This window comes from Shewanella sp. 492 (assembly GCF_059338445.1).
Genome location: NZ_CM181702.1, coordinates 1,490,120 through 1,508,015, shown reverse-complemented (window position 1 = coordinate 1,508,015; position 17,896 = coordinate 1,490,120). Strand labels below are relative to the sequence as shown.

Here is a 17,896-nt window from a genome sequence, read left to right as displayed (position 1 = left end):
TGTGCAGCCTGCAACTATTAGTTATAATCCGAGACAATACGGCGAAATGCCAAGACAAACGCTCGGTATATTGAATGACCACTAAAACAGACGAACTACGCACCACATTATTATGTAAAGCCATTTCACCTGCTAAACTCGCATCTGAATATCCGCTGACTCAAGACGCTGCCGACTACCTTGTACAACAACGACGTGAAGTCGAAGCGATCCTCACCGGTGAAGATCAACGACTGCTGGTGATCATCGGTCCTTGCTCTATTCACGATACTGATGCCGCGATCGACTACGCTAAACGTCTCGCCGTGATGCATCAAGAGTTAAAAGATGATCTGTGCATCCTTATGCGCGTTTATTTTGAAAAACCGCGCACCACAGTCGGTTGGAAAGGGTTAATTTCAGACCCCGATCTCGACGGTAGCTTTAATGCCAATAAAGGGCTTCGCTTAGCACGACATCTATTACAACAGATAACGGAACTCAAGTTACCTATTGCGACCGAATTCCTTGATATGGTTAACGGCCAATACATAGCCGACCTTATCACTTGGGGCGCTGTGGGGGCTCGCACCACCGAAAGCCAAATCCATCGCGAAATGGCCTCGGCACTCTCTTGCCCTGTCGGCTTTAAAAACGGTACTGACGGTAACATCAATATCGCAATCGACGCGGTGCGCGCCGCAAAAGAGCCACATATCTTCTATTCACCTGATAAAGATGGCGCCATGGCGGTATACCGTACTAGTGGTAACCCATTTGGACACATCATTTTACGCGGTGGTAAGCAGCCAAACTACCATGCCGAAGACGTTAATGCCGCAGCTAAGCAGCTGGCGAGCGTTGGGTTATCGCACCGTATGGTTATTGACTTCAGCCACGGCAACAGTCAAAAGCAACATTTACAACAATTAGTTGTTGCCAAAGACATTATCGCGCAACTGGAGCAAGGCTCTACCGCCATTGCCGGCATTATGGCTGAAAGCTTTATTGAGGAAGGCAGCCAAAAAGTGATCCCAGGCCAGCCGCTGAGTTACGGCAAAAGCATCACAGATGCGTGCCTTAACTGGCAAGACTCCGAGCAGTTGCTACGCGACCTAGCAAAAGCGGCCCGTGCACGGATGAACAAATTAGCGGGTGCCTAATCACCCTACTTCTTAACAAGAATGCCCCAGTTTTACCCCGATAAAGGCTTCAAGCATGAAGCCTTTTTATCTTCATTGGATGAACTTAAACACCAACAACCACTCGCCACGTAACTCGATTACGTGTTGGTGGATTTTTTCTGCATAACCTCAAGGTTGCCTTATGCCCCTAACTCACACTCAATCGCCTTATTCTGAGGCGATGTTATCCCGGATTGAACAATCTGAAGCCCGCGTTATTAAAGCGATTTTCCCGTCAATTACCAACCATCACAACACTCTGTTTGGTGGTGAAGCCTTAGCGTGGATGGATGAAACTGCATTTATCGCGGCGACACGTTTTTGCCGCAAACCTCTAGTTACGGTCAGCTCTGACAGAATCGACTTTAATAAAGCGATCCCCGCTGGCACCTTAGCCGAGATCATTGCCAAGGTGATCCATGTGGGTAACACCTCATTAAAGGTGGAGGTGAATATTTTTGTCGAAGATATGTATCAAGATCTGCGTGAGCACGCGATCCGTGGCGTATTTACTTTCGTCGCGGTCGATGATGACAGAAAACCCACCCAAGTTTGGCCACTACACACTTAAACTATTGCAGCTTGTAGAGGTGTAAATAAGTAGCACCTCTATCATATATTGCCTCTATTCTGGCATTAATACAGCCACATCATACTAGACAAAAGTCTTGCAAATAGAACAATTAAACAAAAAATCAACATTATCGGCATAAAATCCATAGAATAATACGCAGGTTATCTGTTACATTGAATCCACCTTCAAATGCAACAAAGATAACCAAAAAGCAATGAAGCTAGAAAATTTGAATATTATCATCGCCGATGATCACCCCTTATTTCGTAATGCCTTGCGACAAGCATTGAGTGGCGCCTTTGCGCAAACCAATTGGTTTGAAGCCGACAGCGCTGACGCCTTACAAAAGCTATTAGAAAACAGTACTAGAGACTACGACATTGTACTGCTGGACCTACAAATGCCAGGCTCCCATGGTTACTCGACCCTTATCCACCTGCGCACTCACTTCCCAGAGCTGCCCGTGGTAGTGATTTCAGCCCATGAAGATGCCATGACGATTAGCCGCGCAGTGCATTACGGTAGCGCGGGATTTATCCCTAAATCAGCCTCGATGGAAACCCTAGCCGAGGCCCTCACTACAGTGTTGTATGGTGATATATGGCTGCCCGATAATATTGAACTGCAACAAATTAATGAAGATGCGACCGATCAAATGGCTGCCAAATTGGCCGACTTAACACCGCAGCAATATAAGGTATTGCAGATGTTTGCCGAAGGGCTGTTAAATAAGCAAATTGCCTATGATTTAGGGGTATCAGAAGCGACCATTAAAGCGCATGCCACCGCCATTTTCAGAAAACTCGGTGTCAGAAATCGCACCCAAGCGGTGATTTCGTTGCAACAGTTAGAGATGGACCGAGTCGAGATTTAGTGTAACAAAGCAGCGGTGAAACGAGCGCTAATGCTGACTCTTGGTTTACCATTAATATCAAGCAGCACTGGCCTCAAATCGACTGTTCTCACTCTCTGTCTGAGCTTAATAGCCGCCCTGTGAAGTAGTGGCGATTCATAGCTTTTGGCTAATAACACTATGCCAATTCAACAAATAAGCCGAACTGATGTTCAGCTTATTTGTTTAACGACTATTCACGCTTTAACACTATAAGCTTATACGGTAGTGCTAGAGTTAAAATGTAAACAGCTTAAGCCGTTAAGTGTTCAAAATGAAACTTCAAATGCGCTTCAATAAAGCTGGCAATAAAGTAATAGCTATGATCATAACCAGCTTGCATACGCAAGGTTAACGGATATTGCTTGGTGCTGGCCACATCGATGAGCGCCTGAGGTTTTAATTGCTCATCAAGGAAACTGTCACACGTCCCCTGATCAACCAGAATCGGTAACCTTGCCGTGGCATTTTTTAGCAGTTCACACGCATCATATTGCAACCACTCATCGCGATTTTTACCCAAATAGTGCTCAAAAGCTTTTTGTCCCCATGGACAATTCATTGGATTGACTATCGGACTAAATGCCGAAATCGACTGATAACGCTGCGGATTACGCAATCCTATAGTCAAGGCGCCATGTCCGCCCATCGAGTGACCCGCAATCGCGCGTTTGTCATTAACCGGGAAATGCTGCTCGATTAACTCAGGTAACTCATTCACCACATAATCATACATCTGATAATGCGACTTCCACGGCGCCTGTGTAGCATTAAGGTAAAAACCTGCCCCTAGACCTAAGTCATAACTGCCATCCGGAGCATCGGCAACCCCTTCACCCCGAGGGCTGGTATCTGGCGCGACAATCGCCACCCCAAGCTCTGCAGCCATGCGCATTGCACCAGCCTTTTGCATGAAGTTTTCATCAGTGCAGGTCAAGCCTGATAGCCAATAAAGTACTGGCACTTTTTGTTCACTGGCCTGAGGCGGCAAGTAAATCGCAAAACGCATCGTGCAATTAAGGCTAGAGGATTGATGTTTATACTGTTTATGCCAACCCTCAAAACACTTATTACTGCTGATATTTTCTATGGTCATCATTTATCCTCACCCTGTGTGGCGCAGGCAACAGCGCTCACCTGCGCCACACAGTAGATTGATGCTAATTGGTTTTTGCTAATCCGTTTATGCTTTGCCACTATTTATCGAAGTGCACCACAGAGCGGATGCTCTTACCTTCATGCATCAAATCAAAGGCATTGTTAATCTCTTCAAGTGGCATAGTGTGAGTAATAAAATCGCTTAACTTGAACTCTCCACGTAGGTATTTTTCAACGATTTCTGGTAATTCAGAGCGTCCTTTAACACCGCCAAACGCACTGCCACGCCATACTCGGCCGGTCACTAATTGGAACGGACGAGTCGAGATCTCTTGCCCTGCACCAGCAACGCCAATAATGACAGATTCGCCCCAACCCTTATGGCAACACTCTAACGCTGAGCGCATCACATCGACATTACCGATACACTCAAAAGAGTAGTCGACGCCGCCATCGGTTAGCTCAACAATCACCTCTTGGATAGGCTTGTCATATTCCTTAGGATTAATGCAATCTGTCGCGCCAAGTTGACGCGCCAACTCAAACTTACTGTCATTAATATCGATAGCGATAATACGTGAAGCGCCAGCCATGGTTGCGCCGATAATCGCCGACAGACCAATGCCACCAATGCCAAATATCGCCACGCTCGCACCCGGCTCTACTTTAGCAGTGTTAAGCACTGCACCCATACCGGTTGTCACACCACAGCCCAGTAAACACACCTCTTCAAGCGGCGCTTCAGGGTTCACTTTAGCCAATGAGATCTCTGGCAATACGGTATATTCAGAGAAAGTAGAACAACCCATATAATGGAAAATAGGCTCGCCATCTTTATAAAAACGCGTGGTGCCATCTGGCATTAAGCCTTTACCTTGGGTTTCACGGATTTTTTGACACAGGTTAGTTTTGCCCGACTTGCAGAACTTACATTCACCACACTCTGGGGTATAAAGCGGAATAACATGGTCGCCTACTTTAACGCTGGTGACACCTTCGCCAACCATCTCGACGATGCCGCCACCTTCATGACCTAAAATCGCCGGAAATACCCCTTCAGGATCATCCCCCGATAGCGTAAATGCATCGGTATGACACACGCCAGTCGCTACAATCTTAACTAATACTTCGCCCGCCTTAGGTAACATTACATCCACTTCTTCAACCGACAAAGGTTGACCCGGTCCCCAAGCAATGGCCGCTTTCGACTTAATAAACTTATCTGACATAGTAATAACTCCCTTGGATGATGTGGATGCGCCACATACAATTTAGTCGCTTTCTTCGCAACAGGTATGACAATCGAACCAGTTTATTACTGGCCTCCTCATGGCAGCCATTGTATTTGTTTCTTGAGGAATGATAATCTAGCAAATCAGCAAATGATTTTTACGAGACAGTAATAATGCAACCTTGGGAAGGGGTCAGCGAATTTGTCGCCGTGGCCGAAACGGAAAGCTTTACCGCCGCAGCCAAACGGCTGGGGATCTCTACCGCCCAAGTCAGCAGGCAGATCAGCGCCATCGAGCACAGACTCGACACCAAATTGCTGTACCGCACCACCCGTAAAGTGTCTCTGACCGAAGAAGGGATGCTCTACTATCAACATTGCCGTCAAGTACTCGACGGATTAGATGAAGCCGAACGCGCACTAAGCAGCTTAAAAGGCACGCCCCAAGGTTGCCTTAAACTGACCGCCCCAGTCGCTTATGGAGAGAAATATATTCTGCCTATTGTTAATGACTTTATGCTCAACTATCCCAGTGTCGAGATGGATGTTGAGCTGACCAATCGCCAGGTTAACTTAATCGATGCCGGTATCGATTTAGCCATTCGTATCGGCAAGTTGGCCGACTCAAGTTTAATGGCCAAACGCATCAGTCAGCGAAAAAACTTTGTTTGCGCTTCTCCAGCTTACTTAAAACGCTATGGCGAACCCCATACACTTTCTGAGCTGAGTCAGCATAACTGTTTAATCGGCAACTATGATTACTGGCGCTTTATCGACCAAGGCCGGGAGAGACAGATAAAGATTAATGGCCGGTTGCGATGCAATACAGGTCACGGCCTGCGTGATGCCGCACTTAAGGGAATAGGCATAGCGCAACTCCCCAACTATTACATCAGCCAAGATCTCGAAGCTGGCACCCTAATACCCCTGTTAACCGCCTATCAAGAGCCCAACGAAGGTGTGTGGGCGCTCTACCCGCAAAACCGCCACCTTTCGCCTAAAGTGCGGTTAATGGTAGATTTTTTGGCAGAGAAACTCCCCTGACAGAGTGCCTTTTTAAACATTTTGGGGTGGTTTTTTTTCACAGCCCTATGAATAGCTCATGCGCTCAAAGCGAAGCAGATTATGTGGTATATCTTGGTTTATGCGTTGTCTACATTAACCCATAAGTCGCATGTTTGAGCTTAGTATGAATGTCTTGATTGTCACACGGATTAAAGATGACACATCACTGATACAAGTATGCCCAATAACCTGAGTGATTGGGCATAGGTATTTCTAGTTAAACTGAGAACAGACAATTGGTCCTTAGTCACTGCACTTAGGATAAGTACATAGAAGAAGTAAGAGTTAGAGATTGTACTTAGCTTTAACCTGTTCGATTAGCTCAGCCCATTGAGAATACTTTTGCAAACTTTGCTGCAGATCGCCCCATTCCACCATAGTGTCCTCCATAGATACCTTATTACCAATACGTAACTGATCCAGATAGGCAAAAGCTGAGGCACGATAATTAGCCATACAGTGGATAATGATCTCTTTATCACGGTGCTTATCCATCACCTCGAAGAAAGCTTCTACCGCCTCAACCTTGGGGTTCATCCAATCGACGGGAATGTAGACATATTCCATACCAGCATCGGTGACCAGTTTGGCTTCATTCGCGTGAGCATCCTTTTGTCCATCAGGCATCAAGTTAATCACCAACTGGACACCGGCTTTACTCAGAGTATTAAATTGTGATTCTGTCGGTAAACCCGCGGTTAAGATCTTAGAGTTGAGCTGCTGATAATCTTTGATCTCATTTAACTCGGGTAGCGGGGTAATGTCAGCATGGGTAAAGCCCGTAAACAATAATAGAGAGAGTAACGCTAATTTTTTCATTTTTTATTCCTGGATTTAATTTGCTAAATAAGGCATTCAATCAAGGGAATTAGTTCACTAAGGTTTTGAAATAGTTGAGCTAACCCCCAATAAAAAGGATATTTGCATTCAAGATCACCATTAAATCCTTACCGTTAAACTTTTATTACAACTCGCTCGCTAAAAAATATTCCTCCATCATGCGCTAATAAAACATACCACTGACCACTAGGGGGATTGATCGCATCCAAGCCAGTAACTGAAAGCCAGCTATAAGTTTGGGTTATTCACCTTTTAGCAAAATTAGTATAGCCACGTTATTGCATAAAATGACCTATCGTCACCTATCAAGCAAAAATCTAATTAATGAAACACGTTAGTAATCCCTGATATAAAAGATATATTTCCCCACTCTCCATGGAAAATTGCTGAGTATCACCTATACATAATAGTGGCTCACTTGGATGTACTTACCTTGATATGGAGATTAATATGCTCACACTACACAAAATACTCATTGCACTGGTATGCGTCATGCTGATCAGCGCCTGTGGAGACGGTGAAGATAACGCTGAACCATACTAAATCTCAGGTAAGCAATGCCGCTGTCATAGGAATCGAATTCGCCCCATCAAGTACGTGACATAGTTCACATTAAACGAACTTCAAATGGAACTTCATCATAATTGAACAAAGCTAGTATTTGAGTTTAAACATTTTCTAGGATGATAAAAAATGAATATACATAATGGATATAAAACACTGCTGCTTTCTCTCGCCTGCTTAACAGCCCAGTTAGCCCATGCTAACGACGATTACATTCAACGTGGCTATATTGGTTTAGGGTATGCCTATGTCGATACCAATGTTGATGTAGTCGGTGTCGGTTCAGACTCGTTCGACAATGGATTACTAGGCGGGATCGTGGGCTATCAATTTCATCGCAATTTTGGCGTTGAATTTAGAGGCTACGCCAATATTGATGACTATGAATTTATGGGAGTTAGCGTTGAAGTCGAAAACAGTTTAAGCCTATTAGCAAAAGGAACGTTACCGGTACATGAGCACTTTAATATATATGGACTCGTGGGCTATGGCAGTGTCAAAGGCGCTATTGCTGATGCCTCACAAACAGAAAGTGTCTTACAGTTTGGTGTAGGTATGGGCATTAATAATGGCTCGCCATTAGAACTGCAAATTGAGTGGTTAAGATTATTCGATGACAGTTTTACTTTTGACGGTGTTAATTTTGAAGGTGATAGTATTAATATTAATCTTATTTATCACATGTAATGGTTTTTAACACGACACCTTATGCAAGAAGCTTTACAAGAGTCATGGTGTATTAATGATAAAGCATGTTATGACCTATTAGGTTAATATACACCTAAACCATAACATGCTTTAGCCACAGGGCGATAAAGCAACATTCTAAGGAGTGAAATTCGCACTGAGTTAGCGGAAATTCTCCATCATGCGATAGTAAAGCATACCAATTGCCATGCCTTGATTTCCCAACCATTCGCCGACGGGCAAACGGATCTGTTTCATGTTGGCAAATAGATCAAACTCTTTGTGTTGACCAATCACAGCAGCGGCCATGATCTCACCCATGATGTGCGAGGTCGCCACGCCGTGACCAGAATAACCTTGGCAGTAAAATACATTGTTAGACACTTTACCTAGCTGGGGAATACGGTTGACCACAATACCCGCCATACCGGTCCAATCAAACTCGATTTCAATCCCCTTAAGCTGCGGGAAGGTGCGCTCAAGCGCCGGACGAAGTTCTGCCGCGACATCTTTTGAATCGCGGCCAGAATAATTGGTACCACCACCAAACATTAAGCGATTATCGGCGGTCATGCGGTAATAGTCGAGTACAAAACGGCTGTCATACACGGCGACATCATGAGGATTGAGCTGCTTAGCAAGTGCGGGATCAAGCTTAATCGTGGCGCAGTTACCTAGGGAGGCAGGAAACAACAAGCCACTTAATTTTTTACGCGCCAATTTATGGTAAGCATTACCCGCCAAGACCACGCTATTGGCTGTAATTTGCCCTTGTGCGGTTTTCACCACGGGCCGATCGCCGTCAATAATATCCAGCACAGCTGAGTGCTCAAAGATCAGCGCGCCATTGGCCTCGGCCGCCCTCGCCTCACCAATACACAAATTAACTGAGTGCAGATGCATATTGCGCTTATTAAGTAAGCCCCCATGATACAGCGGCGTATCGAGGTACTCGGGAATATCGTCTTTTGATAACAGTTTAAGCTCATCCCCCATGCCCCGGCGCACACCTTCATCAAAGGTCGCCTGCATCTCGCTCATATGAGCAGGTTTATAGGCGGTATGCAGATGACCCAGTTTTAGATCGCAATGGATATTGTATTTTGCCACCCGGTTTTTGATGATCTCATGACCGCGCCAGCGCAGATCCCACACGAAATCCTCTGCTTCACTGCCGATTTGATTACGCAGTTGCTTCGTCATCGCCGCGTCGCCAGATAGACTGCCAGTGACCTGACCGCCATTACGTCCAGTTGCGCCCCAACCGATTTTATTTGCCTCAACAATGGCGACTTTGTAGCCTTGCTCCGACAACTCAACGGCAGTGGCAACGCCAGTAAAACCGCCACCAATAATGACGACATCAACATCAAGCTCGCCTTGTAATGATTGATAATCGGTTTCTTGGTTTATGGTGGCGTTATAATAGGAATTGCAGCGCGGTAATGACATGAAGGCTCCCTAAGTTGCTCGGCTAAAGCTTTGTTTTATATTTTTTACAAAGGTGTGTGTTATTTGAGTATATAGAAGTTCAAACACGGGTCAACAACAAAGAAATGAATCAAACGCATCGTTAAAATGAGATGCGTTATCTAAGATAAGAGTCTATAAAATCATTTAGCTAAGGCTGAAACTAAAAAGGCTATTGAGCCTGCCAACGACACTCAATACTGGTACAGCCTTCGTATTGCAGCTGTAGCGTGAACACCTCTTCAGCGTTAATCACCCCAACCCCTTTTGGCGTACCTGTCATCACAATATCGCCATCATTGAGGGTCATAAACTCGCTGATTTCTCGATAGATAATATCGGGTTTATGGATCATCAAACCAATATCACCTTGTTGACGCAGAGTACCATCCACATGCAGGGTAAAGGCTAGTTGCTGGCTATCTTGGGCAATACTCACGAACTCGCTAAATAGCGCCGAGCCATCGAATCCCTTAGCACGCTCCCAAGGTAAGCCTTTTGCTTTTAACTCACTTTGCAATTGCCTTTTAGTGAGATCAAGCCCCAGCCCCACGGCGGAAAAACGGCCAGCTGCCACCATAAAACAGAGTTCGGCTTCATAGTGCAGCGGTTCTTGGTGATAACTCCTCAGCACTGAGGATATAGCCGAATTGGGTTTAACAAATAACACCATCTGCTCGGGAACCTCATTATTAAGTTCGGCGATATGCTCGGCATAATTACGACCCACACAAACAATCTTACTAGGGATGATGGACTTGCCATCACATATTACGTGATTCAAATGAGGCTCCTAAATATGAACTATTTATTTGACTAAACTCGAGATCAGCGCTCGCAGCGCTGCGGGTTTTATCATCTTCGCCATGTAGTGATAGCCACGCAGACGCACGTCGTCAACGATCTCTTTGCGAGTATTGGCGGTGATCAAAATCCCCGGCAAGTGCTCACCATACAAGGCGCGGATCCCATCCATGGCATCGACCCCATTTTGGTCGTTATCTAGATGATAATCCGCTAAGACGATATCCGGGGCGACCCCCTTGAGGCCCAGCTTAATACGGGCATCAGCCAGATCGCTGGCGCAAATGACTTCACATTGCCAACGACTCAGTAAACTTTCTAGCCCTGCTAAAATCGCCTCTTCGTTATCGATACACAGCACTTTGACCCCAGCTAATGGCTGCATGATTAAATTAGAACGTTTAGGGGCGGTCACATGGCTGGCATCACCTAATGGCACGGTTATCGAAAACATTGAGCCTTGGCCCAAAGTCGATACTACCTTGATATCATGTTTGAGCACTCGCGCAATTCTATCGGCAATCGCGAGGCCTAAACCTAAGCCACTGACGCTGTTACTCTGTGGATTATCGAGTCGTTTAAATTCCTTAAAAATTTCGCTCAGCTCATTGTCGTCAATACCGCAGCCGGTATCGATCACTTGGATCTCGAGTCCGCCGGGTCGATGACGACAACCGAACAACACTCGATTCCCCTTGGCGTAACGGTAAGCATTGGTTAAAAAGTTTTGTAACACACGGCGTAATAGGCTTAAATCTGAATGAATGATGACGCTACTGGGCACCATGGCAAACTGTATCGAATAATCTTTGGCCATGGCGTCAAACTCCACCGCCAAGCCTTCGAGTAATTCAGCCACTGAAAAGTCGCGTAACTTGACATCAACCGTGCCCGAATCCAACTTGGAGATATCCAGTAGATCGGTAAGCAACTCACCCGCAATTTTAAGCGAGCTATTCACATGTGACAGTGTGGTGCGCCCCTCATGATCTAAATTAGGATACTGAGCCAGCGAAGCGGTAAACAAGCGCGCCGCATTTAATGGCTGCATGAGATCATGACCCACCGCCGCCAAAAAGCGGCTTTTCGATGCATTGGCGTTTTCCTCTTGCGCCTTAGCCTCGAGCAACTGGCTATTAAGCAGCGCCAGTTCGTAGGTTCGCTCGTTGACCCGGGCTTCGAGCGTTTCGTTCACCTCTTGCAGCGCCTTGGCCTGCGCTCGGTATTGGGTAATATCGGTAAAGGTCATGACAAAGCCGCCGCTGGGCATAGGGTTGCCCTGAATTTTAATGACTTTGCCATCTTTGCGCTCGCGCTCAGACACATGCGCTGTCCCATTGCGCATATGTTGTACCCGTTTTGCCACTTGCGACTCAATATCGCCCTCGCCGCAAAAACCTCGCTCGGCATTAAAGCGCACCACATCGGCGATTGGCATACCTTGCTGTAAAAAGTCTTCGGGGTAGTCATACAACTCGGCATATTTGTAGTTCCATGCCACTAAATTAAGCTCTTTATCAACCACACTCATCCCTTCATAGGCATGTTCGATGGCGCCGCGTAACATATCTTGGCTTAAGATAATTTTTGACGAGGCTTCATCGACAAGATTAAACACCTCATCAAGGGCCAAGTCACGCCCTTGCAGCACCGAATCCATCACCAATGAAGCACTCGAGCCGCCCAAGACGCCCGCTAACATATGCTCGGTATGGGCAATTAACTCCGGAGAGGCGACCTTATGCCAACTGTCGCTGCGCACCGCCGTTTCAGAAAAGCGTGAAAAACTCTCATACGCACGAGTGGGACTGACAAAACGACTGGCCAAAATCAGTAAGTCTTGCTGTGAGATAGGAGACGCTTTGCGCCCCGTGCTATTTTTAAGTTGACCGGGAGTCACAAATGCACTGGCCTGAATACGCTCAGCGACGCCGGCCCTAAACCAGATAGAGCCAAGCACATAACAAGCTAAGTTGGCCAGTAAGGCGGTCAGAACATCGCGGACATTAGGATTAATCGATTCGAGCAGGGTAAAGTCGCCACTAAAGACCCCATCAACCCCGCCCATACCTTGCAGCAAAATATAGCACCACAGGCCAAAGCCGACGATTAAGCCCAAGTAAACCCCGCTGCGATTACCGTGCTTCCAATACATCCCCCCAATCAGCGCAGGGCCGAGCTGAGCAAAGGCGCCAAAGGACAACATGCCAAGCGCCGATAATGAGTCACTGTCCATTAAGGCTAAAAAACTAAAATAGCCGAGCAACAAGATAAAGATGATGGCGATACGCCGTGCATTGAGTAAAAACTGGGAAAATTGACTGAAGTTTTTTTGTCGAATTTTACCCGAACGTAATAATAGCGGTACGAGCCATTCGTTACTGACCATTACGCTGATGGTCACCACAGCTACAATTAGCATGCCAGTGGCTGCCGATAAAGTGCCTAGTAGCGCAATGACTGCGACAACGGGTTGATCGAGCACCAGTGGTAAATTAATCACATAAGTGTCGGCAGAGACACTGTCGCCCAACACTAACTTTCCAGCCAACGCCAGCGGGGCTACAAACAGGCCAAATAACACTAAATATAATGGAAACAACCAACGCGCTTTGAGCAAGGTTTTTTCATCGGCGCACTCGACCATCATCACGTGAAATTGGCGCGGCATACATAAAAATGCCGCCATCCCAACCAAGAGCTGCGGCATCATCTGCTCGATACGCAGGTTGGGATGATTGATCAACTCGGCTGTTTTAGCTTGTTGCCAAATATCGGTAAAGCCATCAAAAAAACCAAAGCTAATCACAGCTCCCACTAACAAAAAGGCACCAAGTTTTACCAGCGATTCAAAGGCAATGGCCACCATGAGCCCAGGGTTATGTTCGGTAGCGTCCAGCTTACGGGTACCAAATAAAATGGCAAAGATGGCCAACAGCGCGGTGACAATTAACGACACCCCGGCGCCATCATATGGAGCATCTTCTGGTTGAAATAGGTTTAAGCTAAACACCATTGCTTTTAACTGTAGCGCGATATAGGGCATGATACCGAACAAGGCGATCAGGGTAACGATAGCGGCAATGGTTTGCGACTTGCCATACCGGGCAGCAATAAAATCGGCCACTGAGGTAATATTTTGTGCCTTGGAGACAATCACCATCTTACGCAGTAGGCCAAAGCCTAAGGTAAACACCAAAATCGGCCCTAAAAAAATAGGCAAGAAAGACCACATATCTTGCGCTGCCTGCCCAACAGTGCCCAAAAAACTCCATGAGGAACAATAGACCCCTAGGCTGAGGCCGTAAATCCAGTTCTGCATTTTTTTGGTGATACGACCAAACCACCGCTCTGCCGCCCAAGCCAATAAAAACAGCAATGACACGTATAAAATGGCGATAACACCGACAATTAGGGTCAGATTCATCGATTTTCCAGTTCTTTTAATTATTCTGCAGCAAATACTAGCGTAAATATGGCGAGAATATAATCACAACAGATTAAAATTAAAGGATATTTTTTTACTAGACCAAGGTCTAATGGAGTGAAAGTGCCGAAGCAATCCATACTTTGCCCACGCACAATAAGATACTAAAGGAAGTCAGATGAGCAACCAGTCTCTCTACAAAGTTCCAAGCGAAATCGCTAACCACGCCAACATTAACGAAGAACAATATAAAAAAATGTATCAGGAATCAGTAGTTAATCCTGAAGGTTTTTGGAGAGAGCATGGTCAACGTATCGATTGGATAAAGCCATACACTAAAATTAAGAAAACCTCTTTTGACGATCATAACCTGTCAATTAACTGGTTTTATGACGGTACATTAAACGCATCAGCCAACTGCCTGGACCGCCATCTAGCCCAAAATGCCGATAAAGTGGCCATCATCTGGGAAGGTGATGACGCCGCCGACCAACGCCAAGTAACCTATGGCGAACTGCATAAAGAAGTGTGTAAATTTGCTAACGCACTGCGCGGCCAAGGCGTGCGTCGTGGCGATGTGGTCACGGTTTATATGCCTATGGTGCCAGAAGCGGCAGTGGTCATGCTGGCCTGTGCACGTATCGGTGCGGTGCACTCTGTGGTATTTGGCGGGTTCTCGCCCGACTCAATCGCATCTCGTGTCATTGATGGTAAATCCAAAGTGATTGTCACCGCCGATGAAGGACTTCGCGGCGGACGAGCCATTCCACTTAAAGCCAACATAGATGAAGCCCTATCTCATCCTGATGTGACCTGCGTTGAAAAAGTGATTGTCTATGAGCGCACTGGCAGTGATATTAACTGGGTTGAAGGCCGAGATATTAAATGGCAAGCCGTGATGGAAACAGCGTCTGAGCATTGTCTTCCTGAAGAGATGGGCGCTGAAGATCCGCTATTTTTACTCTACACCTCTGGCTCGACCGGTAACCCCAAAGGTGTGTTACACACCACTGGTGGGTATATGGTTTATGCCTCGATGACACACGAGTATATATTTGATTATAAAGACGGTGAAGTCTATTGGTGTACAGCCGATGTGGGTTGGATCACGGGTCATTCCTATATGGTCTACGGTCCGTTAGCTAACGGCGCCACAGTGCTTATTCATGAAGGGATCCCAAATTACCCAAGCCCTGCTCGACTCGGTGAGATGATTGACCGCCATAAGGTCAATATTCTTTACACCGCACCGACGCTCATTCGTGCCTTGATGGCTGAAGGTAAAGAGCAATTTGCCGCATTTGATGGCAGCTCATTGCGCATTATGGGATCTGTGGGTGAGCCGATTAACCCAGAAGCATGGCGCTGGTATCATGAAGTCATTGGTCATGAGCGCTGCCCTATTGTCGATACTTGGTGGCAAACCGAAACTGGCGGGATTTTGATCAGCCCGCTGCCGGGCGCGACCGACACTAAACCAGGTTCAGCAACCCGACCTTTTTTTGGCGTGCAACCGGCACTAGTGGATAACATGGGTAATATTATCGACGGTGCAGCCGAAGGCAACTTAGTGATACTCGATTCATGGCCAGGACAGATGCGTACCGTCTATGGCGACCACGATCGCTTTGCCTTGACCTATTTTAAAACGTTCCGCGGCATGTACTTTACCGGTGACGGTGCCCGCCGTGACGAAGATGGCTACTACTGGATAACGGGTCGCGTCGATGATGTGATCAACGTATCGGGTCATCGCTTGGGCACAGCGGAAGTCGAAAGTGCGCTCGTGGCACACGAGTTAGTCGCCGAAGCCGCAGTGGTGGGTTACCCGCACGACATTAAAGGCCAAGGGATTTATGCCTATGTGACGCTCACTAAAGGCTCGACGCCCAGTGAAGAGTTACGTCAGGCCTTACGTCAGTGGGTTCGTAAAGAAATTGGTGCCTTAGCCACTCCAGACTTAATTCAATGGGCTGACGGCTTACCTAAAACACGTTCGGGTAAGATCATGCGCCGCTTCTTGCGCAAAATTGCGGCCAACGAAGTGACCAACTTAGGTGATTCATCTACCTTGGCCGATCCAGCGGTTATCGACACCTTGATTGAAAGCCGCTTAAATCGCAGTGAATAACCATAGCTTAGTTGTCTGCTATGGCGTATTTCATGCTAAGCCATGATTGACCTGACTAGCCCCTCTTTGAGGGGCTTTTTTTATCTGATATAGAGCGTCGCGGGTCGACTCAACCTTGGCACATTGCTATCCTGTTGGCTTTGTAGCCTCAGCGATAGCGACATAAGCACAGCGTGAAATTACGAGATTATCAACAGCAAGCCGTCGACGCCGCGGTGAGCCATTTTAGGCGCAGCCAAGACACTGCAGTGTTAGTCCTCCCAACTGGTGCTGGCAAAAGTATTGTAATAGCCGAACTAGCGCGCATTGCTCGCGGGCGCATTCTTATCCTCACCCATGTTAAAGAGTTAGTGGCCCAAAATGCTGAGAAAGTTGGCCTATTAACCCAAGAGGCCAGCATCTACTCCGCCGGATTAAAACAAAAATCAACGGCCAATAAGACCGTTGTCGCCAGCATTCAATCTGCCGTGAAAAATCCGGCGCAGTTTAATGAGCCCTATTCACTGGTGCTCATCGACGAATGTCACCGCGTCACTGCCGATAAAGATAGCCAATATCAACAGTTGCTAACGCACCTGAGAGCACAAAATGCTCAACTGAAACTGCTAGGCCTAACCGCGACCCCCTATCGGCTCGACTCCGGCTGGATCTATCGTCACCATTATCACGGTAAAATGGGAAATGATGATAAGCCCGCTTTTGAGCAGTGTATTTTTGAACTGCCAATGCGTCCCTTAATCAAACAAGGATTTTTAACCCCCCCTAAACTGTTTGATGGTTTATCCGCTCAATATGACTTTAGCGAACTACAAGCCAGCGATAGTGGTGAGTATCGTGAAAAAGAGGTCAATGCTTTACTCCATGTATCAGGGCGAGCGACTCAAGCAATCGTGACTCAGATAATGCAGTTATCACAACATAAGCAAGGCACCATTATTTTCGCAGCAACGATTAGGCATGCGGAGGAGATAATGACATTGTTAGCCGATGAACCCGCAGGACTCATCACGGCAACGACAACAGCACAAGATCGCGATAAAATCATCGAGCACTTCAAACTGCGGCAGTTAAAATACTTAGTTAATGTTGCGGTACTTACCACAGGCTTTGACGCCCCCCATGTTGATCTCATTGCCATTTTACGGCCTACCGCATCGGTGAGCTTATTTCAGCAAATGGTTGGGCGTGGGCTGCGAATTTGTGAGGGAAAAACAGATTGCTTGGTGATTGACTATGCTGCTAACGGTTTCGACCTCTTTTTCCCTGAGGTTGGTCAAGTCAAACCCAACAGCAAAAGCGTCCCTGTACAGGTGCACTGCCCTGTGTGTCACTTTGCCAATATCTTCTGGGGCCTAGTCGACGATGAGGGTGATTTAGTTGAGCATTTTGGTCGTCGATGCCAAGCCGTAGTCGAAACTGAACAAGGCAAGGTGCAATGTGGTTTTCGTTTTCGATCAAAATCTTGTCCTAACTGCGGCGAAGAAAACGATATTGCAGCCAAAATCTGCCAACATTGCGATCACATGCTAGTGGATCCAGATAAACGCTTAAAAGAGGTGTTACAACAAAAGCATCACCACCTGTTTCGCTGCCAAGAGATGCTATTAGAGTCGCACAACAATAAGCTCAGGGTGCGTTACCTGGATATTGACGGCAATGACTTTAATTGCTATTTCAAGTTCGACACTCCCGCACAAATTAGGGCCTTTTACGCCATATTTGTGCACCAACATACTCGTACACCTGGTTGTAAACCACCTAAGTTCACTACCATTGAGCAGGTTATTGCTGCCAGAGACACCTTTAGAGCGCCAGATCTATTACTGCTCAAAAAAAGTAAAAAAGGCTGGGACTTACTGGAACGATTTTTCGACTACCAAGGACGATTTCACACCGAAAAACGCTTTGCTTGATACAGAATATGCAATCGAATCTTAGCTATGGTATAAA

The 17,896-nt window shown here is 46.5% G+C and carries 13 protein-coding genes; 7 read left to right on the top strand and 6 right to left on the bottom strand.

The window, feature by feature from the left end; translation table 11 throughout:
• Positions 1-74: 74 nt before the first annotated feature.
• From AC5YBX_RS06865 to AC5YBX_RS06855, 3 genes are all read left to right on the top strand, one after another.
• Entirely contained in the window at positions 75-1,142 is a 1,068-nt protein-coding gene (locus AC5YBX_RS06865; protein WP_475516482.1) for a 3-deoxy-7-phosphoheptulonate synthase, read from the top strand.
• Between the two features lie 163 nt (positions 1,143-1,305).
• The gene (locus AC5YBX_RS06860) at positions 1,306-1,734 is read left to right on the top strand and encodes an acyl-CoA thioesterase (protein ID WP_494519468.1); all 429 of its coding nucleotides are present in this window, start codon (positions 1,306-1,308) and stop codon (positions 1,732-1,734) included.
• Positions 1,735-1,951: 217 nt separating this feature from the next.
• Positions 1,952-2,611, top strand: coding sequence for a response regulator transcription factor (locus AC5YBX_RS06855; RefSeq protein WP_494519469.1), 660 nt, complete (start codon positions 1,952-1,954; stop codon positions 2,609-2,611).
• A 271-nt stretch (positions 2,612-2,882) separates the two neighbouring features.
• Here AC5YBX_RS06855 and fghA read toward each other — a convergent pair whose 3' ends face one another.
• Positions 2,883-3,725 carry an S-formylglutathione hydrolase gene (fghA, locus tag AC5YBX_RS06850; protein WP_494524804.1) on the bottom strand — a complete coding sequence of 281 codons (843 nt, stop codon included), beginning with the start codon at positions 3,723-3,725 and terminating at the stop codon, positions 2,883-2,885.
• Between the two features lie 100 nt (positions 3,726-3,825).
• Positions 3,826-4,956, bottom strand: a complete 1,131-nt coding sequence (locus AC5YBX_RS06845) for an S-(hydroxymethyl)glutathione dehydrogenase/class III alcohol dehydrogenase (protein ID WP_110456194.1) — start codon at positions 4,954-4,956, stop codon at positions 3,826-3,828.
• 176 nt (positions 4,957-5,132) lie between these two features.
• Here AC5YBX_RS06845 and AC5YBX_RS06840 point away from each other — a divergent pair, with 176 nt between their 5' ends.
• Positions 5,133-6,002, top strand: a complete 870-nt coding sequence (locus tag AC5YBX_RS06840; protein ID WP_494524649.1) for a LysR family transcriptional regulator — start codon at positions 5,133-5,135, stop codon at positions 6,000-6,002.
• Positions 6,003-6,308: 306 nt separating this feature from the next.
• Here AC5YBX_RS06840 and AC5YBX_RS06835 read toward each other — a convergent pair whose 3' ends face one another.
• On the bottom strand, positions 6,309-6,842 hold the full coding sequence (locus AC5YBX_RS06835; protein ID WP_494519472.1) for a protein tyrosine phosphatase family protein: 534 nt from the start codon (positions 6,840-6,842) through the stop codon (positions 6,309-6,311).
• Positions 6,843-7,556: 714 nt separating this feature from the next.
• On the opposite strand from AC5YBX_RS06835, the gene AC5YBX_RS06830 reads away from it, so the two are divergent.
• On the top strand, positions 7,557-8,114 hold the full coding sequence (locus AC5YBX_RS06830; protein WP_494519474.1) for an outer membrane beta-barrel protein: 558 nt from the start codon (positions 7,557-7,559) through the stop codon (positions 8,112-8,114).
• Positions 8,115-8,276: 162 nt separating this feature from the next.
• Here the strand turns inward: AC5YBX_RS06830 and AC5YBX_RS06825 are convergent, their stop codons facing one another.
• The 3 genes from AC5YBX_RS06825 to AC5YBX_RS06815 form a co-directional block, all read right to left on the bottom strand.
• On the bottom strand, positions 8,277-9,566 hold the full coding sequence (locus AC5YBX_RS06825) for an NAD(P)/FAD-dependent oxidoreductase (RefSeq protein WP_494524648.1): 1,290 nt from the start codon (positions 9,564-9,566) through the stop codon (positions 8,277-8,279).
• A 190-nt stretch (positions 9,567-9,756) separates the two neighbouring features.
• The gene (locus AC5YBX_RS06820) at positions 9,757-10,368 is read right to left on the bottom strand and encodes a fumarylacetoacetate hydrolase family protein (RefSeq protein ID WP_494524647.1); all 612 of its coding nucleotides are present in this window, start codon (positions 10,366-10,368) and stop codon (positions 9,757-9,759) included.
• Positions 10,369-10,392: 24 nt separating this feature from the next.
• Positions 10,393-13,815 carry a hybrid sensor histidine kinase/response regulator gene (locus tag AC5YBX_RS06815; protein ID WP_494524646.1) on the bottom strand — a complete coding sequence of 1,141 codons (3,423 nt, stop codon included), beginning with the start codon at positions 13,813-13,815 and terminating at the stop codon, positions 10,393-10,395.
• A 178-nt stretch (positions 13,816-13,993) separates the two neighbouring features.
• Between AC5YBX_RS06815 and acs the strand changes: the two genes are divergently transcribed.
• Both acs and radD read left to right on the top strand, forming a co-directional pair.
• The gene (gene acs, locus AC5YBX_RS06810; protein WP_494524645.1) at positions 13,994-15,946 is read left to right on the top strand and encodes an acetate--CoA ligase; all 1,953 of its coding nucleotides are present in this window, start codon (positions 13,994-13,996) and stop codon (positions 15,944-15,946) included.
• 173 nt (positions 15,947-16,119) lie between these two features.
• Complete coding sequence (gene radD, locus AC5YBX_RS06805; RefSeq protein ID WP_494524644.1) at positions 16,120-17,859, top strand: DNA repair helicase RadD; 1,740 nt, start codon at positions 16,120-16,122, stop codon at positions 17,857-17,859.
• The last annotated feature ends 37 nt before the right edge of the window (positions 17,860-17,896 follow it).

What these genes read in the sequence shown, in the direction of transcription:
- AC5YBX_RS06855 (WP_494519469.1), top strand. Translation starts at nt 1,952, where the DNA reads ATGAAGCTAGAAAATTTGAATATTATCATCGCCGATGATCACCCCTTA.
- AC5YBX_RS06830 (WP_494519474.1), top strand. Translation starts at nt 7,557, where the DNA reads ATGAATATACATAATGGATATAAAACACTGCTGCTTTCTCTCGCCTGC.
- AC5YBX_RS06860 (WP_494519468.1), top strand. Translation starts at nt 1,306, where the DNA reads ATGCCCCTAACTCACACTCAATCGCCTTATTCTGAGGCGATGTTATCC.
- AC5YBX_RS06865 (WP_475516482.1), top strand. Translation starts at nt 75, where the DNA reads ATGACCACTAAAACAGACGAACTACGCACCACATTATTATGTAAAGCC.
- AC5YBX_RS06845 (WP_110456194.1), bottom strand. Translation starts at nt 4,956, where the DNA reads ATGTCAGATAAGTTTATTAAGTCGAAAGCGGCCATTGCTTGGGGACCG.
- AC5YBX_RS06815 (WP_494524646.1), bottom strand. Translation starts at nt 13,815, where the DNA reads ATGAATCTGACCCTAATTGTCGGTGTTATCGCCATTTTATACGTGTCA.
- AC5YBX_RS06825 (WP_494524648.1), bottom strand. Translation starts at nt 9,566, where the DNA reads ATGTCATTACCGCGCTGCAATTCCTATTATAACGCCACCATAAACCAA.
- AC5YBX_RS06835 (WP_494519472.1), bottom strand. Translation starts at nt 6,842, where the DNA reads ATGAAAAAATTAGCGTTACTCTCTCTATTATTGTTTACGGGCTTTACC.
- fghA (WP_494524804.1), bottom strand. Translation starts at nt 3,725, where the DNA reads ATGACCATAGAAAATATCAGCAGTAATAAGTGTTTTGAGGGTTGGCAT.
- acs (WP_494524645.1), top strand. Translation starts at nt 13,994, where the DNA reads ATGAGCAACCAGTCTCTCTACAAAGTTCCAAGCGAAATCGCTAACCAC.
- AC5YBX_RS06840 (WP_494524649.1), top strand. Translation starts at nt 5,133, where the DNA reads ATGCAACCTTGGGAAGGGGTCAGCGAATTTGTCGCCGTGGCCGAAACG.